The following is a 23538-nucleotide window of genomic DNA, read 5'->3' on the forward strand; positions in this document are numbered from 1 at the left end:
CACCAAAAAGCAAAGGCTAAAAGGTATGAAGAAAAAGACAAAGAATAATAGTCAGTATTTCCAAGCTGATTTTTCTCTATTGAAATCTATTGCAAGTAAAGGCGATTTTAGGCTTCTATCTGCTATGCTTGTATTAAATCGTTTTGCTAACGGCATTCCCAAAACCCCAAAAGAACAACCTTTTAGCATTACCTATGCAGGTGCGAAAGCAATTAGCGAGCATTTAAATTGTCGCTGGGAAACCGGCAAACAGCTTCAGACTGAGCTTTTTTTAAATGGTTATATTTCTAGGCTAAAACAGGCACAAAGAACATTATTTAAAATCAACTACACGGCACTAAACATTAATTTGCCCGTTGCATTTGTCGATAGTATCAATCAAGTTGATTCTGTTATATATCGTATAAATCACGCTGAAAACGTTACAGAAAGCGAAAAACTAAATATCTTAATGCTATACTAACTTTTTATAAAAACCTCTCTATGAGTGAATTAGGGGGCTTTAATGGCGTATTTCAAGAGTGGGATATAGAAAAAACGCATTTTGATACGACTGATGCACTAATAAGGCTTTCTGCTTCTAACACGAATGAACAGAAAGCCTATAATTCATTTATTCAAGATTTTTTACTCTCACAAGACGCCGTTATCACTCAAGAAAATAGTGAGCTATTTTGGGAAACGATCCCACAATTAAAACAACTAGGATTAATTTATGAGGTGATTGTATTACTAGAAAAGCAACACCCCAAAAAACAGCCCGAGCTGATATTCACGATAAGGATTAACGACTATCACGCAGACAATGCTGATTTCTCGTATGTCAGTTCGGCAATGGACAGCAGTATTGCTTACTACGGTAACAAGGATTTTAACTATGATGTAGATGAATTGTACGATGAAGAAATGAGCCTGAATGACAGCACCATAGGCAGCAAAGCAATTCGCCTAGTTATCCCTTACACCCCAGATAAACAATATGAAATTTTAACAATCTATCGCCCACGCTTCCGTTTTAGCCATCCTGATATTGCACGTTGGCAAAAAATGGAAGAAGAAAATATCTCGCATTTTATTGATGAAGTAGATAAATCTTTGCAGTGCGAACGCGAAAAGAATTGACCTGATTTGATGATTATTAGATAAAAATCTCCACCCAAAAAAGGGGGCTGAGTTAAGAGGTTTTTTATCTGTTCTAAATAACCATAAAAACCAGTGGGAAGACATATAAGTAGAACGTAAATATATACGTAGATCGTAGATATATAAGTAGAGCGTAGAATATAAGTAGAACGATTGTCAGAAAAAAATTTTTTCTGACCGTCAGAGCCAAACACAAAAAAAATTAAGATGAATAATTTGTACATTCTAGAAATGTGTAGATCGTTTTCTGATGAAAAAATCAAAAAATGTGAACAAGATCACTTTACAAATTATCATTACAGATTTATGCTTTAAACACTGTAGCAAAATCTACAGTCAGCCGTGAGAAGCTGAATATTCAAAAGGCGAACAGCACGCCAACCCGTGCTTTTTTTGTTCGTAATGTTCGCACACCTAAAGAAAACAACCTAACCGATTTTGGTTGCGTTGCGTTTCTCTCAATGGTAGAGCGTAACAGGCACGCTTTTAGCGTGGCTAGTGTTCCTTTTGAGCTAGTTTCTCACCCCGTTACGTTCTACCGCCCGACCGTGAGAAGTCTAGCGGTAGTCTTTGAAAAATTATCAAAAGGACTATCAGCAATGCTTTACCTATTCAAAGCCGTAAGCCGTTCAGACTTACGCAATACCAAAAAACATTTTTCCGCTTTCCCACGCTATACCGTCCGCATAAATGCCGACAGTATCAAGCAAGCCACCGCACAAGTTGCCCCGTTTTTTGTGATTTTGGAGGTGAACAATGCGTAAAAACACCGTTACCCAAGATTTCAAACAAGCATTTGTGCTAGCTCGCTTTTCTGAACTGGAAGCCTTGATTTACCTAGTAAGAAACTATGCCGAAACCAAATACAGCGACAGCGATTTAATGCTAATCAATAGCCTAAAATTGCTTAGCGAAGGCGTGCTAATAGATTTATACAAAGCGATTTCACTCGAAACCGAGCAAGAAAAAGCGGAGGTAACCCAATGAGCTATTTCAAATTAATCCGCAGATTACCGATTTTTTCAGATGTGAGCTTGGTGATTATTGACCGCATTGCCAAAAGCGAAGCACGGGCAAAAGCCTATCAAGTGGAACACTACCGCAAAACAGGGGAAATATTAGAGATTAAAACAATGCTCAATAAAGGTATTGCAATAGTTTCAATGATTGAAATTGGGGGATTGAATAAGGAATTTTTGCTTACGGTGGTGGAAAGTGAAAAAGAGGCGAGAAGTGTATTAAAAAGCTATTCTATTGTGTTTCCTTTCTTACAACCAATAACAAAGCCGTTAAATGATATTAGCCTTAGTTATTACTTTTTAGGGGGTAATGATGAAACTCACTAAAGCACCTTTTTTAAAATATCAGAATAACGAACCTTACGAAGAGTTAATTATTCTTGCAGGGTCAGAAGCGTGGCAAGCCTGGGGAAAAGGCGAGGGGCAAGGCTGGCATTTATTAACTGAACTGATAAAAGCTGATTATAAGAAACGGCCAATTATATTAGGAGCAGATCAACTAACAGAACTTAATTCCTTACAAATTTCACCAAAGGAAAAAAAGGTTATTGGCATTTACCGCTTTGGGGAACTGTCCAGCAATCAAATTACCGCTATCGTGTTAAATCTCGCTAAACAGACTGAAGCGGAAATTGTCGCCTTAAAGGATAATATCGGGCAAGTGGTGGAGAATTTAAGCAACTATATTGAACGCACAAGGAAAGGCGATACAGCAGCCGAAATCATCACACAAGAAGTCATAGCAACGACAGTTAAGCCTGATAAAGATAATTTATTACCTTATATCGAAGAACGCACAGAAAGCGGAAAAAAGGGCTTGTATCGCATTATTCCGAAGCTAGATAAAGATACTGGCGAAATAAATGAGCGAGTGCAGTGGCTTTCTGATGTGGTGAATGTGATAGGTATCGGACGCAGTGAAAACGAAAGCTATTTAGTGTTACAGTGGCAACTTGAGGGAAGTTATCAAAAGGTAGTGGAAGCCTTGCCACTTGGTGATATAGGTGAGCGCGAGGGCTGGCGAACATTAAAAAATAGGGGCTTAAAAGTAACAACAAATACCTCACTAAAGAACGAGCTTGCCGATTATTTACAAAACTCTGGAAATCGCACTTTATGGACAGTTACCCACGCCACAGGTTGGCAAAATGGAGCGTATATCTTACCTAATGGTGAAGTGATAGGACACCCTGAAATACCCGTCTTATTCCGCAGTCAATCCTCTAGTTTTAGTGGATATGATACTAAAGGCACATTAGGCAGCTGGCAAAAAGAAATTGCTCAATATGTAAGGGGTAATCCGTCAATGATGTTAGGAGTTGCGGTTGCCTTATCAGCGCCATTAATCCACCACCTAAACGTCGATAGTTTTGGTGTTCATTTATTTGGTGGCTCAACGTCAGGGAAAACCACAACCGCCAATATCGCCAATAGCATTTATGGCCACCCCGAGATCACAAGGGTAAGCTGGAACGCCACGTCCTTAGGCTTGACAAATGAAGCCGCAGCCCGTAATGATGGCTTTTTAGTGATGGATGAAATTGGCCAAGGTGCAAATAAAAAGCATATCGAGCAAACCGCTTACGCTTTATTTAATGGAGTGGGCAAGATTCAAGGTGCAAAGGAGGGCGGAAACAGAGAACTTTCACGCTGGAGGATTATGGCGTTCTCGACCGGAGAAATAGACTTAGAGGGGTATTTATCACAAGCAGGCATTAAAACTAATGCAGGGCAATTAGTCCGCTTGCTCAATGTTCCTATTTCTCCAGCTAAGCAATTTTATCAGTTTAGTAATGGTAAAGCTCACGCCGACCACTTAAACCACGCTAGCAAGCTAAATTATGGCGTTATTGGGCGAGAGTGGGTTAAATGGATAACCGCACATCAAAATGAATTAGATAGCACCTATCAAGTCATAAAAGCGAAATGGCTACAACGTTTACCGAAAGATGTTAGCTCACAGGTGCAACGAGTATCAAACCGATTTGCGGTATTAGAAACGGCTTTACAGCTAGCTCACCACCTGACACAGTGGAGCGAGGCAGAAAATGCGGAAGCCTTGCTACACTGTTTTAATGAGTGGGTAAATATCTTTGGTTTACATAGCCGAGAAGAAAAACAGGTTATTGAGCAGGTGAATGGGTGGTTATTAGCTAATGCAGAAAGCCGATTTATTACTTATCCTCCAACCAATCAAGCACCCATTAAAGACATTGCTGGCTATAGAGTGTTGATCACAGATAACAACAAGGAAGAATTTTTTTATCTGTACCCATTAGCCTTTAATGAAGCGATTAACGGCAACTCAAAAGAACAGGCTTGCAAAATATTAGCAGATAAGGGAATGTTAAAAAGGGGGGAGGGTGCTTACAAGTGGTTAGTAAGATTACCGCACAAAATCGACACCAAGCGGACAAGGTGCTATATGTTGTTTCCACTTATAGAACCAGATTGCGAAGAAACAGGAGAGTAAAAACAATCCCATTTTGATAGTTTTTATCAATTAATAAAACAAGCCAATCTACTTAACAGGGTTGGCTTTTTTTGTTGGTATTAACTCACTAAAATCTTACATATTAGGAGAGTGTTTTTTAGTAGTCCAATTAGTCCAATGAAAAATGCATTTATAATAATATCAATTAGATAATCTAAAAATGGATTAATAAATAACCAAAAATTGGACTAAAATAAGGGCATTTTGGACTAAAAATTTTTCTATTTATTTTTTGTTTTGGACTATTTTTGGACTAATTGGACTAATTTAAAAAAGTAAATTAGTCCAAAAAATCGCACTTAAACTATTGAAAAATAAGAAATTGGACTATTGGACTAATTGGACTAAGGTTTTTTACTAATATATATAAAAATTTTTTTAATGTTTTTTGTTGATGGATTTTTGATAGGTAAAATCTTACAAAAAGGCAAAAGAAAGCAGAATGTAAAAAAGCATTAGGATAATATAATTATAACGGCTTATTTGTTTGAATTATGGTAATAAGATCCACTATTAAAAGCCAAAATATTGAAGTCCGTAAAACATCAGATCCACCACCAACAACCGACATCCTTTCTTAAAAATAATTGGCATAATTAGCCTTTAATTGATCACCCTATAAACCATTGCTAGACAAGTAAAAATAGCTATAAAAACACTAAATACGATCACCCAGATAAATAGCTTTTAATAGAAAGATGATGATGACTAGAAATGCAAAAAAACTGCCAAAAACCACGAGCCAGCAACCCCGTGGAAAGGCTATCCCCTCAGGAGTACCTTTTAATGTATAGTGTGGGTAAAAGTTCAGCGAAAAAAGCCCAAACAACCGCCTCCGGAACTCAATTTTATCGCTATTACAGTTTTTACTGGCTTTTATTGATATGCAAAATTGCATATCTCAATATAAAAGAATAAGAACAAAGCTATCAAGAATTTGCAGATTTTGCCGGCACTATAAAAAAGGAATTAAAATTTGTTTAAATAATGTTCTATTTCTCGATTGACTTTTGATTTTAGTAACACAGGAAGTAACACGGAATAATTTTGTAAAACTAAATATTATTTATAATCAATAATATATGTTTATAATTCGATTGTGATTATCGCATCCATATAATTTTATAACTCTCCATAAATTTTTAATTTTAACAATTGATCGTAGTTGACATTGAAATTGCTCAGTGTTTTTCTAGAAGTGTATTTTTGAGTTACCTAGTCGTAAATTTTTTATATGTAGCAATACCTTATAAACCGTAGGTAGTGGATGTTCCTTGTTTTGCATTACATTACCAAAACGATGCCCTATCTCACCAATACTTTATAAAATAATTGTTTTTGTGAAGTTGATCTCTTTTTTTGCCTAAAAAATATGATATAAAAGCATATAATTTTACAACAAATAATAAAAGATAAAGTTTTATGAATATTAGTACAGAAAACTCTCTCATTCCTAAGATAAGAATGAAGCAAGAAAAAATGACGGTAACAGAGAAAAGAATTATTGATTACCTGCTTAATCCTAGCAAATTTGATTATCAAACTTCTCTAAAAGAAGTGGCTAATGAATTGAGCGTTTCAGAAGCTTTAATTGTAAAAGTAGCAAAATTACTAGGATTCACTGGATTTAGGGAGTTAAGAGCTGTTTTAGCAGAGCAACTAAAAAGCCAAGAAATTGAAAATTTTGAATTATCAAAGAGTGATACTACTCGGGATTTGATAGATAAAGTATTCAATTTATCGTACCAAACTATTTCTGAGGGAAAGTCTATAGTATCTCCTGAAATTATGGAGCGTGCGGCAGAATGTTTTTTTAATGCTAAACAACGTGATTTATATGCTGCTGGTGGTTCTAGTACGATTTGTGATGATATTTTTCATAAATTTTTACGCATTGGCGTACGTTGTAATAGTTATCGAGATATTCATTTAATGATGATGTCTGCATCTTTATTAACTAAAGACGATGTTGTTTTGGTTGTTTCTCATTCAGGGAAAACGAGCGACTTATTACAGGCAATTAAAATCGCTAAACAGAATGGCACTAAAATTATTTGTATTACGCATAGTAATATTTCTCCAATAGCTGAATTAGCGGATTTTGTGATTTGTACACCAGCACCGAATACCCCTCTTTTGGGGAAAAATGCATCAGCAAGAATTTTACAATTAATTTTAGTTGATGCGTTCTTTGTTTCTGTTGCAAAACAAGATATTCAATTTTCTGAGCAGAATTTAGAGAAAACTTCGTTAGTAACAGAATATTTTAGGAAAAAATGAGGATTGAACTATGAAGAAATCAATGAAAAAACTTATTTCTTGTATGGCTGTAGCTGGCTTATTTTGTTCAGTTAATGGTAATAGCTTTGCCGCAGATTATGCAGTGATTTTAAAAACGTTATCTAATCCATTTTGGGTGGGAATGAAACAAGGTATTGAAGAACAAGCAAAAACAATGGATGTGGAAGTTGATGTTTTTGCTTCACCATCAGAAGGAGACTACCAGTCACAACTCCAGTTGTTTGAAGATCTTATTAACAAGAATTATAAAGGTATTGCGTTTGCCCCGCTTTCTCCCGCAAATCTTGTCATTCCCACAGCAAAAGCCTATCAGAAAGGTATCTATTTAGTCAATTTAGATGAAAAAATAGATTTAGATAATTTACATAAAGCAAAGGGTAATGTAGAAGCTTTCATTACAACAGACAATGTTGCTGTAGGAGCTAAAGCGGCTCAGTTTATCGTTGATAGGTTAGGTTCACAAGGTGGTGAAGTCGCTATTATAGAAGGTAAAGCGGGCAATGCCTCAGGAGAAGCAAGACGCCGTGGAGCGAAAGAGGTTTTTGAGAAAAACCCACAAATAAAATTGGTCGCCAGTCAGCCGGCTGATTGGGATCGTATCAAAGCGTTAGATGTTGCAACTAATGTCCTATCTCGTAATCCGAAAATTAAAGCATTTTATGCGGCTAATGACACAATGGCTATGGGGGCTGCACAAGCTGTAGTGAATGCTAGTAAGTTAGATACTGTGATTGTAGTGGGTACAGATGGAGTACCTGAAGCAAGAAAAATGGTCGCAGAAGGTAAATTGACAGCTACTGTTGCTCAAGATCCTGCCAAGATTGGTGCTAGAGGATTAGAGTTATTAGTAAATGCCGTCAAATCAGGTAAAAAAATAGCTGTAGATCAAGAGCCGAAATTTGAAACAGTTGATTCTATTCTAATCACAAAATAAAAGAAAACACTAAATCAACTTAGTGTATGGCACTTAAATTTGCATTATCAGCAGACAGGTTATTGCTGATATGGGAGTGATCTGTCTGTAATTTAGTGATTAGGAGGAATTATGTCAGAACTTTTGGTTCAGATGAAAGGAATTGCTAAAAATTTTGGCGCAGTACAAGCACTGAAAAATGTAGATCTTGATATTTATACTCACGAAATTCAGGCATTGCTTGGAGAAAATGGGGCAGGAAAATCTACCTTAATGAAAGCTCTTTCTGGGTTACATAAACCAAGTGCTGGAGAGATTATTATCAAAGGGAAATCTTATTCTTGCTTGGATCATAAAACAGCTGCAACGCTTGGGATAGGCATTATTTATCAAGAGTTAAGTTTAATAGACGAACTTTCTGTTTTAGAAAATCTTTATATCGGACGGTTACTCTATAAGACTGTTTTAGGGGTGAGGCTGGTTGATTGGCAGAAAATGAGAAAACAAGCGGCAATTACTTTATTGCGTTTAGGCATTAAAGTAGATCTAGATGAGAAAGTTGCTAATTTGTCTATTTCATATAAACAAATGGTAGAGATTGCAAAAGTATTAATATCTGATGTCAATATTATTATTATGGATGAGCCAACATCATCATTAACCAATACTGAAATTGAGTTTTTATTTGTTGTAATGAAGCAATTAAAAGCAGATGGTAAGGCTCTCATCTATATTTCTCATAAATTAAATGAAATTCGGCAAATTTGTGATCGTTATACCGTGTTAAAAGATGGTAGTAGTGTGGCATCAGGATTTATTAAAGATGTTAGTAACGATGACATTATTCGTTTGATGGTTGGGCGTGAATTGCAATCTCGTTTTACTGCTGAATCAAGATCTCCTTCCAATGAAGTAATTTTTGCAGTGAAAAATCTTATTGGTAAGAAAACTAAGCAAGTCAATGATATTTCATTTGAGCTAAAAAAAGGTGAAATACTTGGATTTGCGGGGTTAGTAGGTTCTGGTAGAACAGAATTAATGAATTGTATTTTTGGGGTGGATAAAAAAGTAAGTGGAAAAATTTATTTACACCAGCAGGACATCACACCTAACTCACCATTTCAAGCAGTAAAAAGAGGAATGGCATATATTACGGAGAATAGACGAGGGAATGGTTTTTTTGCCAATTTTTCTATTCAACAGAATATAGCTATTAGCACAAGTCTTAAATCAGGAAAGTTTAAAGGTGCATTAGGGTTTATTAATGCGACTTTAGAAAAGAATACTGCACTGCAACAACAAAAGGATTTACACATAAAATGTGCATCAATTACTCAAAATATTACAGAGTTGTCAGGTGGTAATCAGCAAAAAGTGATTATTGCTAAGTGGGTTGCTTGCCAGCCTGATGTTTTAATCTTTGATGAACCTACTCGAGGAATTGATGTAGGAGCAAAAGCAGAAATCTACAAAATTATGCGAGAGTTAGCTTTAGCTGGAAAAGCTATATTAATGGTTTCTTCAGAACTTCCAGAAATTATGTCAGTTTGTGATCGTATTGCTGTATATAGAGAAGGCAAGATAGCTACCATTCTAGAAAATAATTTTTCATTGAGTGAAGAACAGATTATGAGTTATGCCCTTCCCTTAAATTCAGGAGTTGTTTATGAGTAAAGTAAATTTTCCCCAATTCTGGGATAAATATGGCACATTTTTTATCCTTAGTATTATTGTTGTGATTTTTGGTTTCCTTTCACCACAATATTTTTTAACAGCGAATAATATCCAGCAAATTTTTGTACAAAGTTCAGTAACAGTACTTATTGGTGTAGGTGAGTTCTTCGCTATTTTAATTGCAGGTATAGATTTGTCTGTTGGTGCAATCTTAGCATTATCAGGTATGGTTACTGCTAAATTAATGTTGATGGGGATCGATCCTTTTTGGGCTGCATTAATCGGTAGTATTGTTATTGGTGGTGGACTTGGGGCTATCAATGGTTTGCTTGTCAATTATACCGGATTACATCCTTTTATTATTACTTTAGGTACAAATGCGATTTTTAGAGGCGTTACCTTAGTAATTTCAGACGCTAATTCAATCTATGGGTTTTCCTTTGATTTCGTAAACTTTTTTGCTCAAGACGTTATTGGTATTCCTGTACCAGTTATTTTTGCCCTTACCGTTTCAGCAGTGTTATGGGTACTAACTACTAAAATGCGTTTAGGCAGAAATATTTATGCTTTAGGCGGTAATCGTGAATCTGCTTATTATTCCGGAATAGATGTGAAATTCCATACTTTAGTTGTTTTTATTATTTCTGGTATTTGTGCTGGGTTTGCAGGGATTGTTTCTACAGCTAGATTAGGCGCAGCTGAACCCCTTGCAGGTATTGGTTTTGAAACATATGCAATCGCAAGCGCTATTATTGGAGGAACGAGTTTTTTTGGAGGAAAAGGACGTATTTTCTCTGTCGTTATTGGGGGATTAATCATAGGTGTGATTAATAATGGTTTAAATATTTTGCAAGTGCAAACCTATTATCAATTAGTGGTTATGGGTGGACTTATTATTGCAGCAGTGGCTTTAGATCGTTTAATTAGTCGTTAAATAAGGATTATACAAATGAAAAAAATATTAATTTCTCCATCATTAATGTGTATGGATCTTCTTAAATTTAAACAACAAATAGAATTTTTAGATCAACACGTTGATTATTTTCATATTGATATTATGGATGGGCATTATGTACCTAATTTAACATTATCGCCTTTTTTTGTTCAGCAAGTGAATCGAATTGCAAGTAAACCTCTAGATTGTCATTTAATGGTAACTAAACCGGAGAATTATATTGATGATCTGGCAAAAGCTGGAGCAGATATGATTACGTTACACGTAGAAACTATTTCAGGTCAGGCTTTTAGGCTTTTTGAAAAAATTAGAAAGTTAGATATGAAAATAGGATTAATTTTTAATCCGGAAACACCTATTGAAGCAGCTAAATATTATTTGCATAAAATAGATAAAGTTACTGTTCTCACAGTAGATCCGGGGTTTGCAGGTCAACCATTTATTCCAGAAATGTTAGATAAAATTGAAGAATTGAAACAATATAGGGAGAAAAATAAATTAAATTATCTTATTGAAATAGATGGTTCATGTAATCCAAAAACATTTAAAACATTACTCAATGTTGGCGCTGATGTATTTATCGTTGGTTCATCAGGGTTATTTAATAATAATCCTGATATTGAAATAGCATGGAATATAATGATGCAATCTATTAATGAATCTCATAATTAAGTATGGGGGAAATATGCAAAAACAAAAAGTTGTTGTCGGTATTGATATGGGGGCAACACATATTCGTATTTGTGTGATTAACCCTCAAAAAGAAATATTATTAACTCAAAAAAATAAAACGAGTGAAATAATAGGAAAGGACTTTTTATCAGGTATTAGGGAATTTATTTTTCATTATTGTTCTAATTTTGATATATCCAAAATCGTTATTGGAATGCCTGCAGCTATTTCCAAAGATAGACAACAGATACTGTCTGTTCCAAATTTACCTATTAAGTTAGAACAATTAAATAATGCGATTCCATATTTACAGGAAACTTTCCATTGTTCTGTACGATTAGAACGAGATGTCAATTTGCAATTACTTTATGACGTGCATCATTTTAATCTACAGGAGTTTGCTGTACTTGGGGTTTATCTAGGCACAGGATTAGGTTTTGCTATCTATCAACAAGGTAATATTTTTGTTGGGCAAAATGGTGTTGCGGGAGAATTAGGACATATACCTTATGGAAATGCAAATAAAAAGTGTCAATGTGGTAATTATGGTTGTTTAGAAACAGTTTGCTCAGGAAGAGTATTACAGGAATGGTATAACAGTGAACAGCCTACTTATCCTTTCAATGAACTTTTTATTTATGCGTTAGATACAAAATTTGTACAAGATTATTTGCAAAATTTAGCTAAATCTATCGCAATGGTGATTAATTTATTTGATCCGGATTGTATTGTTCTAGGAGGCGGAGTGATGGATATGGAAAATTTTCCATACCATCAATTAAAACAGCATTGTTTAACAATGATTCGTAAACCATTGCCATATAACAGAATTGAATTTTATCAGGCTCAATCTTCAGATTTTAATGGCGCTATCGGAGCAGCATTGCGGGCAATATTGTGAGGTGGAATTATGAAAAAAATTGCTATCGGTTCAGATCATATTGGAATAAATCATAAAGCATTTTTAATAGAAAAATTAAAATTACAGGGATATGAATTATTGGATGAGGGAACATTTAATGAACAAAGAACAGATTATCCCCTTTATGCAGAAAAAGTTGCCTTAGCAATTCAGAATGGAGATGCGGATTGTGGAATTTTGATTTGCGGTACGGGTATTGGTATTTCTATTGCTGCTAACAAATTCCCTCATATCCGTTGTGCACTATGTGCAGACGAGTATAGTGCATTAATGTCTAGAGAACATAATGATAGTAATATTATTGCTTTTGGAGCTAAAGTAGTATCGCCAGAAAAAGCTTTAGCATTAGCAACATTATGGATAAATACACAATATGAGGGTGGACGTCATCAACAACGTTTGGATATGATAACTCGATTTGAACATCATCAATATTGATATGCTATATCAATAAAGAAAATATTGCTGAAATATTGTCAAATCCTTATACTTTTTAATTAGTCTAAAACGCACGCTAATGTTGGATATTCAGCGTGCGTTTCTTTTCCTAAGCAGAGCAAAATAGGATAGAAATTTAATGAAAAAACAAAAAATCATTTTAGCGACAGGTAACCAAGGAAAAGTCAATGAAATGGCGAATGTCTTAGCAGAATTTGGGTTTGAAGTAGTGGCGCAAACTGCACTAGGAATCGAAAGTCCGGAAGAAACGGGTTTAACATTTGTTGAAAATGCGCTGATTAAGGCTCGACACGCTGCAAAAATCAGTGGATTGCCGGCGATAGCGGATGACTCCGGTTTGGCAGTGGATTATTTAAATGGACAACCGGGATTATATTCGGCTCGTTTTGCCGGAGAACACGCTAGCGATGCAGATAATCGAGCGAAGTTGTTACGCTTGTTGGAAGGTGTTTCAGTAGAAAAACGGAATGCGAAATTTGTCAGTTGTATTGTGTTATTGCGATCAGCGGATGATCCAGTACCGATTATTGCTCAGGGAGAGTGTGAGGGAGTGATTACCGAACAAGAGATTGGAGAAAATGGCTTTGGTTATGACTCGTTATTCTTTTATTCTGAAAAACAAGCGACTTTTGCACAATTGAGTAAGGCGGAGAAACAGCAGATTTCACATCGGGCAAGAGCGTTAATTAAGTTACAACAGCAATTAAAATGATAGTTTTACCTCCTCTCAGTTTATATATTCATATTCCTTGGTGTGTGCAGAAATGCCCTTATTGTGATTTTAATTCGCATGCACAAAAAGGCGAAATTCCGCAACAGCAGTATATTCAACATTTGCTGGCGGATTTAAATCAACAGCTCAAATTTGTTCAGCAGCGGCAATTACATTCTATTTTCATTGGTGGAGGTACTCCCAGCTTATTTTCTGCGGAAAGTATTAATTTTTTATTAGCCCAAATTGCACAGCGTATTCCATTTAGTCGGAATATTGAAATTACCTTGGAGGCTAATCCTGGAACAGCAGAAGCGCAACGTTTTTTAGGTTATCGCCAGGCAGGAGTAACACGGCTTTCTATGGGAGTGCAGAGTTTTCACGATCAACAGTTACAACTGTTGGGACGTATTCATAACAGTAATGAAGCGAAAAAAGCAGTAACTTTTGCTAAATCAGCTGGATTTACACGTTTTAATTTGGATTTAATGCACGGATTGCCGAATCAAAGTGTGGATGAGGCGTTGTCGGATTTGGAGCAAGCAATCGCGTTAGCGCCACCACATCTTTCTTGGTATCAATTAACAATTGAACCGAATACACTGTTTGCTAGCAAACCACCTCGTCTGCCGAATGATGATGATCTTTGGAAAATTTTTGAATCAGGGCATCAAAAGTTGCTTGCCGCCGGTTATCAGCAGTATGAAACATCAGCATATGCAAAACCAGGTTTTCAATGTGAACACAATTTAAATTATTGGCGATTCGGTGATTATTTAGCGATTGGTTGTGGTGCTCACGGTAAAGTGAGTTTTAAAGACGGTCAAATTTTACGTTATTCTCAAACCAAACATCCGAGAGGTTATTTGCAGGGACAATATCGTTATCAACAGCATTATGTGGAATTGGAAGATCGTCCGTTTGAATTTTTTATGAATCGTTTTAGGTTGTTGGAAGCTGTACCGAAAGTGGATTTTGAACAATTTACTGGATTAGGTTTGAATGTGATTGAAAAGCAGATAGACGAAGCATTAAAACAGGATTATATTGTAGAACGGGCAAAGAGCTGGCAAATTACTAAACACGGTAAACTATTTCTAAATGATTTGCTGACGCTTTTTTTATCAAACTCTTCTGGCGATTAAAATTTATTCAATGGTAAACTTGATCTTATGCGGAAAGAGTTAATGTTTTACCGAACGAGCAATTTATTGGACAATGCTGTATATGTTGTTCTATGAATTGAAATACCAAAAGTTGAATGAAAGGATGGCAAAATGGATCAATTAACAATGAAGAAAATGGCAGCAAATGCGGCATTACAATATGTAAAAGCAGATACAATTGTTGGTGTAGGTAGCGGCTCCACAGTAAATTGTTTTATTGAAGCATTAGGAACAATTAAACATAAAATTAAAGGTGCGGTAGCAGCCTCAAAAAATTCGGAAGAATTGTTGCTTGCACAGGGTATTGAAGTGTTCAGTGCCAATGATGTTTCCGGCTTAGATATTTATGTTGACGGAGCAGATGAAATTACACCGTATAAAATGATGATTAAAGGTGGTGGTGCGGCATTAACCCGAGAAAAAATTGTCGCAGCATTGGCGAAAACATTTATCTGTATTGTAGATCGTTCTAAGCAAGTTGATGTATTAGGCTCAACTTTTCCATTGCCAGTTGAAGTGATTCCAATGGCACGTTCTCAAGTTGCGCGTAAATTAGTGGCGTTGGGGGGCTCGCCGGAATATCGTGAAGGGGTAGTTACTGATAACGGCAATATTATTTTGGATGTACACAATTTTAAAATTCTTAACCCTGTTGAGATGGAGAAAGAGTTAAATAATGTTGCTGGTGTGGTAACCAACGGTATTTTTGCGTTGCGTCCGGCAGATATCGTGATTGTTGGCAGCCCTGACGGCGCACAAATTCTCAAATAGATTTCACATATATAATAAAGGAAAATGCAAATATGACAGCTAAAGTATCATTAGATAAAGCAAAAATTAAATTCTTGTTGTTGGAGGGCGTGCACGAGAGTGCATTAGAGGTGTTACATAATGCCGGTTATTCCAATATCGAATATCATAAAAAAGCCCTTGATGAAGAAGAGTTAATTGAAGCGATTAAAGATGCTCATTTCATCGGTATCCGTTCCCGTACTCATTTAACTGAAAAAGTGTTGCAGCACGCACATAAATTAATTGCAATTGGTTGTTTCTGTATCGGTACTAACCAAGTGGATTTAGAAGCAGCAAAACAGCGTGGTATTCCGGTATTTAACGCACCATTTTCAAATACTCGTTCGGTAGCAGAATTGGTTTTAGGTGAGATGTTGTTGTTAATGCGCAATGTGCCGAAAGCAAATTTTGAGGTGCATCGAGGGGTATGGAATAAATCAGCAGCAGGTTCAAACGAAGCAAGAGGTAAAATCCTTGGCATTATCGGTTATGGTCATATTGGCTCGCAATTGAGTGTAATTGCCGAATCGCTCGGAATGCGTGTTTATTTTTATGATATTGAAAATAAATTGCCATTGGGTAATGCACAACAGGTTCGCACTTTGGAAGAGTTATTAACAATGAGCGATGTGGTTTCTTTACACGTACCAGAAAACAGCTCTACTAAAAATTTGATGAGTGCAGAGCGTATCGCACAATTGAAACAAGGGGCAATTTTGATAAATGCCGCCCGTGGAACCGTGTTGGATATTGATGCTTTAACCAAAGCATTGGAAGCTGGAAAATTACGTGGCGCAGCAATTGATGTATTCCCAAAAGAGCCGGCTTCTATTAATGAAGCGTTTGAATCACCGTTATGCCGTTTTGAGAATGTGATTTTAACTCCACATATCGGCGGTTCAACTTCTGAAGCACAAGAGAATATAGGTACGGAAGTGGCAAGTAAATTTGTCAAATATTCTGACAATGGCTCAACTGTTACTGCAGTGAATTTCCCTGAAGTATCATTGCCGAGCCACAGTTTAGTGAAAGCAAAACGGTTATTGCATATTCACCATAATCGACCGGGTATTTTGAATAAAATTAACCAAATTTTTGTAGATGATGGTGTCAATATTGCCGCACAATATTTGCAGACTGATGAAACAATCGGTTATGTTGTTATTGATGTTGAATCAGAAAACACAGAAAGTTTGCAGCAAAAATTGAAGCAGATTGACGGCACAATTAAGGCGAGAGTTTTGTATTAGTTTTTTTACTTTGTATAGAGCATATGTAATTTAAAATAGAAGCAGCTCTTATTGTTAAGTAAGAGCTGTTTTAGCTTAAATGGTTCATAATGTTCATAACGAAAGAGTTTCTATTATGGGTTTATTAATTGATAGCATCAAAAATAGTAAAATATAATTGATTTATGAAGTATTAGGTTTGTAAAATAAAAAATTTTTTAACTATTGACAGTTAAAAAAGGAAAATTACAATGCCTGACAGCACAGCACAGCACAGCACAGCACAGCACAGCACAGCACAGCACAGCACAGCACAGCACAGCACAGCACAGCACAGCACAGCACAGCACAGCACAGCACAGCACAGCACAGCACAGCACAGCACAGCACAGCACAGCACAGCACAGCACAGCACAGCACAGCACAGCACAGCACAGCACAGCACAGCACAGCACAGCACAGCACAGCACAGCACAGCACAGCACAGCAGCTTGACCATCTTTCGTTAAGGGAGCAACAGCTTTCGCAACTCAAATCCCTGCTTCCTGAAATTTTTTCTGAACAGCAAATCGATTTTGAAAAGTTTAAACAATTATTTGCCAACGAAATCGCCACTCATCCCGATCGTTATACCCTCAACTGGGCAGGAAAATCCGAAGCCTATCAGGTTTTACAAACCCCAACGCAACAAACGCTTACCCCTTGCGAGGCGGAGAGTGTGGATTTTGCTCAATCGCAAAATGTGTTTATTGAGGGTGAAAACCTAGAAGTCCTCAAAATTCTGCAAAAATCCTATTTTAATTCTGTGAAAATGATTTATATCGATCCGCCGTATAATACGGGGAACGATTTTATCTATAAAGATAACTTTGCCGACAGCCAAGCCGATTATGCGGAAAAAGTAGGCGATAAAGACGAAGCGGGCAAACTTAAGCGTGCCTTTGTGAAAAACAGCAAAGAAAACGGGCATTATCACAGCAATTGGCTCAATATGATGCTGCCTCGCCTGCATTTGGCACGAAATTTATTGCGTGATGATGGCGTGATTTTTATTTCCATTGATGATAATGAACAAGCCCAATTGAAATTGCTTTGTGATGAAGTGTTTGGGGAAGAGAATTTTGTGGCAGAGGTGGTTTGGAAAAAGAAATATGGTATCCAAAATGATGCAAAGTTTTTTTCAAAGAATCATGACTTTATAATTGTTTATGCAAAAAATATTTTGGAATATCGTCAAAATTTATTGCCTAGAACAAAAGAGCAAGATAAGCGTTATAGTAATCCTGATAATGATCCTCGTGGAGCTTGGAAAGCTGGAGACTTATCTGTTGGACGTGTAACTCAGAAAGATATTTATGAAATTACAACACCAAGTGGCAGAAAAGTTTTTCCTGCTAATGGAAGAAGTTGGGTTGTTTCTAAAGAAAAATTTAATGAAATGATTGCCGATAATCGAATTTGGTTTGGAGTAAAAGGCAATAATGTTCCCTGCATTAAACAATTTTTGTCTGAAGTAAAACAAGGGAGAACAAGCTCAACCATTTGGGAATATGATGAAGTTGGACATACGGATTCTGCTAATAGGGCTTTAAAAGAACTGATGGGTGGAAAACAGTTTTTTGATTATCCTAAGCCTGTTGATTTGATCAAACAAATATTGATTTTAGGTGGAAATGCTAATTCGTTGATCCTCGACTTCTTCGCAGGTTCTGCCACCACCGCTCACGCAGTGATGCAACTCAATGCTGAAGATGGTGGCAATCGCCGTTTTATTTGTGTTCAGCTGCCTGAAAAAACGAGCGAACAATCCGAAGCCTTTAAAGCAGGTTTTCACACCATTGCCGACATTTCCAAAGAACGCATTCGCCGTGCGGGCAAGCAAATCACCGAGCAATATCCCAATCAAACTATAGATACAGGCTTTAAAGCCTTTAAACTTTCAGGCAGCCATTTCAAACAATGGCAAACGCCCACAGAAGAGGATTTAGAAAAGCAATTGCAAATGTTTATTGACCCTGTGGCAGAGGACACCGACACGCAAGCGATGATGTATGAATTATTATTGCGTTTGGGCTTTAGCCTCACGGCAAACGTGCGGTGGGAAAATCAAGTGTATTGGGTGGAAGAAAATCATCAGCGTGTGGCATTGATATTAAATGAAGTGAATGAATCAATAATCAATGACGTGATGGCACGCCAGCCGCAAAAAGTGGTGATGCTGGATCGTTTATTTAACGGCGATGACGCATTCAAGAAAAATACCGAATTGCAAATGAGCGATGCGAATATTGCTTTATGGGTGATTTAAGGAGAAGAAAATGCAGCTTCAATTTGAAACCTTAGATTATCAATTGCAGGCGGTTGATGCGGTGGTGCAATTATTTAAAGGGCAAGGGAACGCCCAAGAAGAGGGATTGGTTTTAACCAGCCCAAATGCGGAGAATATTAGGGGAAATCGCCCTTTGCAGTTGAATGAAGCGGTTTTGCAAAACAATTTACACGAGCAACAAAATAAAGCAAAAACCGACCGCACTTTGATTGCCGAGCAGGGCAAAAATTTCACCGTTGAAATGGAAACGGGAACGGGCAAAACCTATGTGTATTTACGCACCATTTTTGAATTAAATAAACAATATGGCTGGCAAAAATTTGTGATTGTGGTGCCAAGCGTTGCTATTCGCGAGGGCGTATTGCACACCTTGCGTGCTACCGAATCCCATTTTGCTACGGTGTTTGATAATCCGAGCGTGAAATACAGCGAATATAAAAGCACGCAATTAACCGCATTAAAAAACTTTTCCCAAAGCAACCATATTGATATTTTGGTGATCAATATTGATGCTTTCGCGAAAGAAAACAATGTGATGAATATGGTTCGAGAAAGTGGCATTGCACCGATTGAACATATTCAGATGGCATCGCCCATTGTGATCATTGATGAACCGCAAAATATGGAAACCGAAACCCGCCGTAAAGCGATTGAAAGTTTAAAGCCACTGTTTACCTTGCGTTATTCCGCCACACACAAAAATGCCTACAATCCCGTTTACAGCCTCAATCCCGTGCAAGCCTACGAATTGGGCTTGGTGAAGCAAATTGAGGTGGACAGCGTACTGGCAAACAATGATTTAAACGGTGTTTATCTTTCCTTAAAAGAAATCAAAACGGGCAAAAAAAGCTGGTCAGCCAAAATTGAATTATTGGTGAACGACAAAAAGGCGATGAAGAAAAAAGCCATCACTGTCAAGCCCAATCAAGATTTATTCGAGCTTTCCAATCAAAATGAACAATACCGCAATGGCTTTATTTTGAGCGGAATGGACACCGATCAGCAAATGGTTTCCTTTGCCAATGGCGTGGAAATTTATCAAGGAACGGATTATTCCCAATTAAAAGACGAAATTCAGCAAATGCAAATCCGCCGCACCATCGCCGAGCATTTGCAAAAAGAGAAAAAATTGCGTGAGCAAGGCATTAAAGTGCTTTCCCTCTTTTTTATCGACAAGGTGGATAATTACCGCAATGGCGGTAAATTCGCCCAATGGTTTGATGCCATTTATCGCGAACTTTCAGGCAACGATCCGCAAGGCGTGCATAATGGTTATTTTTCTCAAGATAAAAAAGGCAATGCCAAAGACACTAACGGCAGCACGCAAGCGGATAACGACACTTATCGCCTGATTATGAAAGACAAAGAACGGCTATTGGATTTAAACAACCCGTTGCGGTTTATTTTTTCTCATTCCGCATTAAAAGAGGGCTGGGACAATCCGAATGTGTTTCAGATTTGCACCTTAAACGACACCGCCAGCGAAATGAAAAAACGCCAAGAAATCGGGCGTGGATTAAGGCTGCCTGTGAATCAGCAAGGGCAACGGATTTATGATCGCCGCCAAAATATCCTTACCGTGATTGCCAATGAAAGCTATGAACAATTTGCCACCAGCCTTCAGCGTGAAATTGAAGAAGAATGCGGCGTGCAGTTTGCCAAGAGCAATATCAAAAAACGTGAAGATAAAAAACAGGTTCAATATCGCAAAGATTTTAGCCTACACCCTGACTTTGAACAGATTTGGAAACGCATTCAATATCAAACCACTTATCGGGTGAAGTTTGAACAACAAGAGTTAATTAAAAGTGCGGTGGAAAAAATTCGCAAAATGCCGCCTATTGAAGCGATACAAATCCGCCACGAAAAAGCCCATTTAACCATCAATGGACAAGGCATAAGCACACAATATCGCTCAACAGGGGCAACCAATGTGCGTGCTTCATTCCATATTCCTGACCTGCTCAATGCCTTGCAAAACAAAACAGGCTTAACACGAATCAGCTTATGCCAGATTTTGCAACAATCGCAAAGGCTGCCCGAAGTTTTCCATAATCCACAACAGTTTATTGATTTGGTTGCCGAAAAAATCAACCTTGCGTTACAACAAATAATGGCAGAGGGCGTGGAATACCACAAAATCGCCGGCAAAACCTATGCAATGACGCTCTTTCAGGATTTTGAATTTTTTAAAAATGAGCATACTTTTGCAGTGGCAGAACAACAGAAAACCATTTATGAAAACTATATCCCCTTAGATTCCCAAACCGAGCAACAATTTGCCCAAGATTGCGAAAGCAGTGATGACGTGGAATTTTATTTTAAGCTACCTGAAAAATTTAAAATCCCTACCCCATTGGGCCATTACAACCCAGATTGGGCAGTGGTGTTTAAAGGTGAAAGCAAAATCTATTTTGTGGCAGAAACCAAAAATACAGGCAAAGGCATTCAACGCGGTGTGGCGGAAGAGAAATTACGCGAAAGTGAGCAAATGAAAATTGCTTATGCCCGTAAAAATTTTGATTATTTGCAAACAGAAAATTCTGATTTGGCTTATTGTGTGGTGGAGAAAGTAGTGGAGCTGTCAGAGAAATTATAAGGAAAAATAGGATTTAATTTATCAGTTGCTTTGTATGAGTTTATGATCTTTTAGATTTTTAGTTTTAATTGTAAAACATTAATTATTAGTGATTTTGAAAAGATAGAGCAATGTTACCCTATCTTTTCAAATAGTTATTATGCGTTTTCCACTTTATTCTTAATAAATTCAATCGCTTTCTGAATGCGGTTTAAGCAACGTTCTCTACCGATAAGTTCGAGTGTAATATCTAATGATGGGGATTGTCCTGATCCTGTTACAGCAACTCGTAATGGCATACCGACTTTACCCATTCCAACGCCTAATTCATTCGCAGTTTGCTCGATCACTTGATGTAATTCGTGAGCTTTCCATTCCGAAAGTTGACGCAATTTTTCTAATGCAACGCTTAATGGCTGAATAGCTGCGGCTTTAAAATGTTTTTTCGCTGCTGCTTCATCAAATTCACTGAAATCTTCGTAGAAATAACGGCTGGCTGTTGCCATTTCTTTTAAGGTTTTACAGCGTTCACCTAGTGCTTTTACAATTTCGGTTAATTCTGGTCCATTTTGGGTATTAATTTTTTGCTCTTCCATATGCCATTCAAGATAATGAGCTACCTTTTCTACTGGTAATTCACGGATGTAATGGTGGTTTACCCATTGTAATTTGTCGGTATTAAATGCACTTGCTGAACGGCTAACCTGATGAATATCAAAGAATTTGACCATTTCTTCAATAGAGAAAATTTCCTGATCACCGTGTCCCCATCCTAAACGTACTAAATAATTTAATAATGCTTCCGGTAAATAACCTTCATCACGATACTGCATTACATTAACTGCACCGTGACGCTTGGATAATTTTTGTCCATCATCACCTAAAATCATTGAAACGTGTGCATATTGTGGCACAGGTGCGCCAAGTGCTTTTAAGATATTGATTTGGCGTGGGGTGTTGTTGATATGATCTTCACCACGCACTACGTGAGTAATCCCCATATCCCAGTCATCTACTACAACACAGAAGTTGTAAGTTGGTGAGCCATCAGTACGGCGGATGATTAAATCATCAAGTTCGCTGTTGCTGATTTCGATTTTTCCACGTACGGCATCATCAAAAATCACTGAACCTTCGGTTGGATTTTTAAAACGGACAACGTGAGGTTCGCTCGGATCGTGATGTGTGTGATCGTGTAAGCAATGGCGATCATAGCGTGGTTTCTCTTTATTTTTTTCCTGCTGTTCGCGCAAGTTTTCCAAACGTTCTTTAGTACAATAACAACGATAAGCTAAACCTTGTTCTAACATTTGATCAATCACTTGATTATAACGATCAAAACGTTTAGTTTGGTAATAAGGACCGTGATCCCAAGATAAGCTCAACCACTCCATACTTTCTAAAATAGCATCAACTGCCTGTTGGGTAGAACGTTCCAAGTCGGTGTCTTCGATACGAAGTACAAATTCACCTTGATTGTGTTTGGCGTATAACCAAGAGTAAAGTGCGGTTCTTGCTCCGCCAACGTGTAAATAGCCTGTTGGACTTGGTGCAAAACGGGTACGTACTGTTATATTTGGATCTAAATTAAATAGTTTTTCGATTTCCATTATATTCTGCCTACAAATAAAAAATAAAAAACGGCTCTATTCTACTATGAGTTAGCATTATTCTTAATAAAAACTTGATATTTATGTTTACTTTTAGAACAGTTAGCAAATGAAAATCAAAAAGCGATTGACTGGATATAAATTATAATTATAATGCCACGAACACAAAATATGGGCGATTAGCTCAGTTGGGAGAGCACCTCCCTTACAAGGAGGGGGTCACTGGTTCGAGACCGGTATCGCCCACCATATTTTGTTAGTTGTCATAAGGGCGATTAGCTCAGTTGGGAGAGCACCTCCCTTACAAGGAGGGGGTCACTGGTTCGAGACCGGTATCGCCCACCACTTATGACAATCACCCAATATTAACAATGTGGGCGATTAGCTCAGTTGGGAGAGCACCTCCCTTACAAGGAGGGGGTCACTGGTTCGAGACCGGTATCGCCCACCACTATTGTTAGTAGCAACGAATTTCTATTCGGGCGATTAGCTCAGTTGGGAGAGCACCTCCCTTACAAGGAGGGGGTCACTGGTTCGAGACCGGTATCGCCCACCATCTTATCCTTCGTT

Annotated in this window: 21 protein-coding genes and 4 tRNA genes; 24 read left to right on the forward strand and 1 reads right to left on the reverse strand. The window is 37.3% G+C overall.

Annotated elements, in window-relative coordinates:
- Positions 1-25 precede the first annotated feature (25 nt).
- The 20 genes from ACXPAV_RS10590 (at position 26) to ACXPAV_RS10685 (ending at position 21379) form a co-directional block, all read left to right on the forward strand.
- Entirely contained in the window at positions 26-463 is a 438-nt protein-coding gene (locus tag ACXPAV_RS10590; protein ID WP_458003439.1) for a hypothetical protein, read from the forward strand.
- A gap of 20 nt (positions 464-483) precedes the next feature.
- The gene (locus ACXPAV_RS10595) at positions 484-1122 is read left to right on the forward strand and encodes a hypothetical protein (RefSeq protein ID WP_458003440.1); all 639 of its coding nucleotides are present in this window, start codon (positions 484-486) and stop codon (positions 1120-1122) included.
- 620 nt (positions 1123-1742) lie between these two features.
- The gene (locus ACXPAV_RS10600) at positions 1743-1907 is read left to right on the forward strand and encodes a hypothetical protein (protein ID WP_458003441.1); all 165 of its coding nucleotides are present in this window, start codon (positions 1743-1745) and stop codon (positions 1905-1907) included.
- On the forward strand, positions 1900-2130 hold the full coding sequence (locus ACXPAV_RS10605) for a hypothetical protein (RefSeq protein WP_458003442.1): 231 nt from the start codon (positions 1900-1902) through the stop codon (positions 2128-2130). The genes ACXPAV_RS10600 and ACXPAV_RS10605 overlap by 8 nt, the downstream gene beginning before the upstream one ends.
- Complete coding sequence (locus ACXPAV_RS10610; protein WP_458003443.1) at positions 2127-2489, forward strand: hypothetical protein; 363 nt, start codon at positions 2127-2129, stop codon at positions 2487-2489. Before ACXPAV_RS10605 ends, ACXPAV_RS10610 begins: the two co-directional genes overlap by 4 nt.
- Positions 2473-4635, forward strand: coding sequence for a DUF927 domain-containing protein (locus ACXPAV_RS10615; RefSeq protein ID WP_458003444.1), 2163 nt, complete (start codon positions 2473-2475; stop codon positions 4633-4635). The genes ACXPAV_RS10610 and ACXPAV_RS10615 overlap by 17 nt, the downstream gene beginning before the upstream one ends.
- 1443 nt (positions 4636-6078) lie before the next feature.
- The gene (gene alsR / locus ACXPAV_RS10620; RefSeq protein ID WP_458003445.1) at positions 6079-6936 is read left to right on the forward strand and encodes a transcriptional repressor AlsR; all 858 of its coding nucleotides are present in this window, start codon (positions 6079-6081) and stop codon (positions 6934-6936) included.
- A 10-nt stretch (positions 6937-6946) separates the two neighbouring features.
- On the forward strand, positions 6947-7891 hold the full coding sequence (alsB, locus tag ACXPAV_RS10625) for a D-allose transporter substrate-binding protein (RefSeq protein WP_209434492.1): 945 nt from the start codon (positions 6947-6949) through the stop codon (positions 7889-7891).
- A gap of 111 nt (positions 7892-8002) precedes the next feature.
- Positions 8003-9544 (forward strand): D-allose ABC transporter ATP-binding protein AlsA, encoded by a 1542-nt coding sequence (gene alsA / locus ACXPAV_RS10630; RefSeq protein WP_335801345.1) that lies wholly within the window; start codon positions 8003-8005, stop codon positions 9542-9544.
- A complete protein-coding gene (gene alsC / locus ACXPAV_RS10635) occupies positions 9537-10478 on the forward strand; it encodes a D-allose ABC transporter permease (protein ID WP_458003446.1) in 942 nt (313 codons plus the stop codon). The genes alsA and alsC overlap by 8 nt, the downstream gene beginning before the upstream one ends.
- Before the next feature lie 15 nt (positions 10479-10493).
- Positions 10494-11171 (forward strand): D-allulose 6-phosphate 3-epimerase, encoded by a 678-nt coding sequence (gene alsE, locus ACXPAV_RS10640; RefSeq protein ID WP_458003447.1) that lies wholly within the window; start codon positions 10494-10496, stop codon positions 11169-11171.
- A gap of 13 nt (positions 11172-11184) precedes the next feature.
- Positions 11185-12072, forward strand: coding sequence for an allose kinase (gene alsK / locus ACXPAV_RS10645; RefSeq protein WP_458003448.1), 888 nt, complete (start codon positions 11185-11187; stop codon positions 12070-12072).
- Between the two features lie 9 nt (positions 12073-12081).
- Complete coding sequence (gene rpiB, locus ACXPAV_RS10650; protein ID WP_458003449.1) at positions 12082-12531, forward strand: ribose 5-phosphate isomerase B; 450 nt, start codon at positions 12082-12084, stop codon at positions 12529-12531.
- Positions 12532-12670: 139 nt separating this feature from the next.
- The gene (gene rdgB / locus ACXPAV_RS10655) at positions 12671-13264 is read left to right on the forward strand and encodes an RdgB/HAM1 family non-canonical purine NTP pyrophosphatase (protein ID WP_039090079.1); all 594 of its coding nucleotides are present in this window, start codon (positions 12671-12673) and stop codon (positions 13262-13264) included.
- The gene (hemW, locus tag ACXPAV_RS10660) at positions 13261-14409 is read left to right on the forward strand and encodes a radical SAM family heme chaperone HemW (RefSeq protein WP_458003450.1); all 1149 of its coding nucleotides are present in this window, start codon (positions 13261-13263) and stop codon (positions 14407-14409) included. Before rdgB ends, hemW begins: the two co-directional genes overlap by 4 nt.
- A 132-nt stretch (positions 14410-14541) precedes the next feature.
- Positions 14542-15201 (forward strand): ribose-5-phosphate isomerase RpiA, encoded by a 660-nt coding sequence (gene rpiA / locus ACXPAV_RS10665; RefSeq protein WP_039174530.1) that lies wholly within the window; start codon positions 14542-14544, stop codon positions 15199-15201.
- Between the two features lie 32 nt (positions 15202-15233).
- Positions 15234-16472: a phosphoglycerate dehydrogenase gene (serA, locus tag ACXPAV_RS10670; RefSeq protein ID WP_458003451.1), complete on the forward strand. Its 1239-nt coding sequence runs from the start codon at positions 15234-15236 to the stop codon at positions 16470-16472.
- Between the two features lie 230 nt (positions 16473-16702).
- Positions 16703-16960 (forward strand): hypothetical protein, encoded by a 258-nt coding sequence (locus ACXPAV_RS10675; protein ID WP_458003452.1) that lies wholly within the window; start codon positions 16703-16705, stop codon positions 16958-16960.
- Positions 16961-16989: 29 nt separating this feature from the next.
- Positions 16990-18759: a site-specific DNA-methyltransferase gene (locus tag ACXPAV_RS10680; protein ID WP_458004426.1), complete on the forward strand. Its 1770-nt coding sequence runs from the start codon at positions 16990-16992 to the stop codon at positions 18757-18759.
- A gap of 10 nt (positions 18760-18769) precedes the next feature.
- On the forward strand, positions 18770-21379 hold the full coding sequence (locus tag ACXPAV_RS10685; RefSeq protein ID WP_458003453.1) for a restriction endonuclease: 2610 nt from the start codon (positions 18770-18772) through the stop codon (positions 21377-21379).
- A 137-nt stretch (positions 21380-21516) separates the two neighbouring features.
- On the opposite strand, the gene gltX is transcribed toward ACXPAV_RS10685, so the two are convergent.
- Complete coding sequence (gene gltX / locus ACXPAV_RS10690; RefSeq protein WP_458003454.1) at positions 21517-22968, reverse strand: glutamate--tRNA ligase; 1452 nt, start codon at positions 22966-22968, stop codon at positions 21517-21519.
- A gap of 173 nt (positions 22969-23141) precedes the next feature.
- Between gltX and ACXPAV_RS10695 the strand changes: the two genes are divergently transcribed.
- From ACXPAV_RS10695 to ACXPAV_RS10710, 4 genes are all read left to right on the forward strand, one after another.
- Positions 23142-23217 (forward strand) — tRNA-Val (locus ACXPAV_RS10695).
- Between the two features lie 20 nt (positions 23218-23237).
- A tRNA-Val gene (locus ACXPAV_RS10700) sits at positions 23238-23313 on the forward strand.
- Between the two features lie 30 nt (positions 23314-23343).
- Positions 23344-23419 (forward strand) — tRNA-Val (locus tag ACXPAV_RS10705).
- Positions 23420-23448: 29 nt separating this feature from the next.
- Positions 23449-23524, forward strand: a tRNA-Val gene (locus ACXPAV_RS10710).
- Positions 23525-23538 lie beyond the last annotated feature (14 nt).

The organism is Gallibacterium sp. ZY190522 (assembly GCF_054166015.1).

Coding starts and splice junctions, on each gene's coding strand:
- ACXPAV_RS10590 (WP_458003439.1), top strand. CDS start 26: ATGAAGAAAAAGACAAAGAATAATAGTCAGTATTTCCAAGCTGATTTT.
- ACXPAV_RS10595 (WP_458003440.1), top strand. CDS start 484: ATGAGTGAATTAGGGGGCTTTAATGGCGTATTTCAAGAGTGGGATATA.
- ACXPAV_RS10600 (WP_458003441.1), top strand. CDS start 1,743: ATGCTTTACCTATTCAAAGCCGTAAGCCGTTCAGACTTACGCAATACC.
- ACXPAV_RS10605 (WP_458003442.1), top strand. CDS start 1,900: ATGCGTAAAAACACCGTTACCCAAGATTTCAAACAAGCATTTGTGCTA.
- ACXPAV_RS10610 (WP_458003443.1), top strand. CDS start 2,127: ATGAGCTATTTCAAATTAATCCGCAGATTACCGATTTTTTCAGATGTG.
- ACXPAV_RS10615 (WP_458003444.1), top strand. CDS start 2,473: ATGATGAAACTCACTAAAGCACCTTTTTTAAAATATCAGAATAACGAA.
- alsR (WP_458003445.1), top strand. CDS start 6,079: ATGAATATTAGTACAGAAAACTCTCTCATTCCTAAGATAAGAATGAAG.
- alsB (WP_209434492.1), top strand. CDS start 6,947: ATGAAGAAATCAATGAAAAAACTTATTTCTTGTATGGCTGTAGCTGGC.
- alsA (WP_335801345.1), top strand. CDS start 8,003: ATGTCAGAACTTTTGGTTCAGATGAAAGGAATTGCTAAAAATTTTGGC.
- alsC (WP_458003446.1), top strand. CDS start 9,537: ATGAGTAAAGTAAATTTTCCCCAATTCTGGGATAAATATGGCACATTT.
- alsE (WP_458003447.1), top strand. CDS start 10,494: ATGAAAAAAATATTAATTTCTCCATCATTAATGTGTATGGATCTTCTT.
- alsK (WP_458003448.1), top strand. CDS start 11,185: ATGCAAAAACAAAAAGTTGTTGTCGGTATTGATATGGGGGCAACACAT.
- rpiB (WP_458003449.1), top strand. CDS start 12,082: ATGAAAAAAATTGCTATCGGTTCAGATCATATTGGAATAAATCATAAA.
- rdgB (WP_039090079.1), top strand. CDS start 12,671: ATGAAAAAACAAAAAATCATTTTAGCGACAGGTAACCAAGGAAAAGTC.
- hemW (WP_458003450.1), top strand. CDS start 13,261: ATGATAGTTTTACCTCCTCTCAGTTTATATATTCATATTCCTTGGTGT.
- rpiA (WP_039174530.1), top strand. CDS start 14,542: ATGGATCAATTAACAATGAAGAAAATGGCAGCAAATGCGGCATTACAA.
- serA (WP_458003451.1), top strand. CDS start 15,234: ATGACAGCTAAAGTATCATTAGATAAAGCAAAAATTAAATTCTTGTTG.
- ACXPAV_RS10675 (WP_458003452.1), top strand. CDS start 16,703: ATGCCTGACAGCACAGCACAGCACAGCACAGCACAGCACAGCACAGCA.
- ACXPAV_RS10685 (WP_458003453.1), top strand. CDS start 18,770: ATGCAGCTTCAATTTGAAACCTTAGATTATCAATTGCAGGCGGTTGAT.
- gltX (WP_458003454.1), bottom strand. CDS start 22,968: ATGGAAATCGAAAAACTATTTAATTTAGATCCAAATATAACAGTACGT.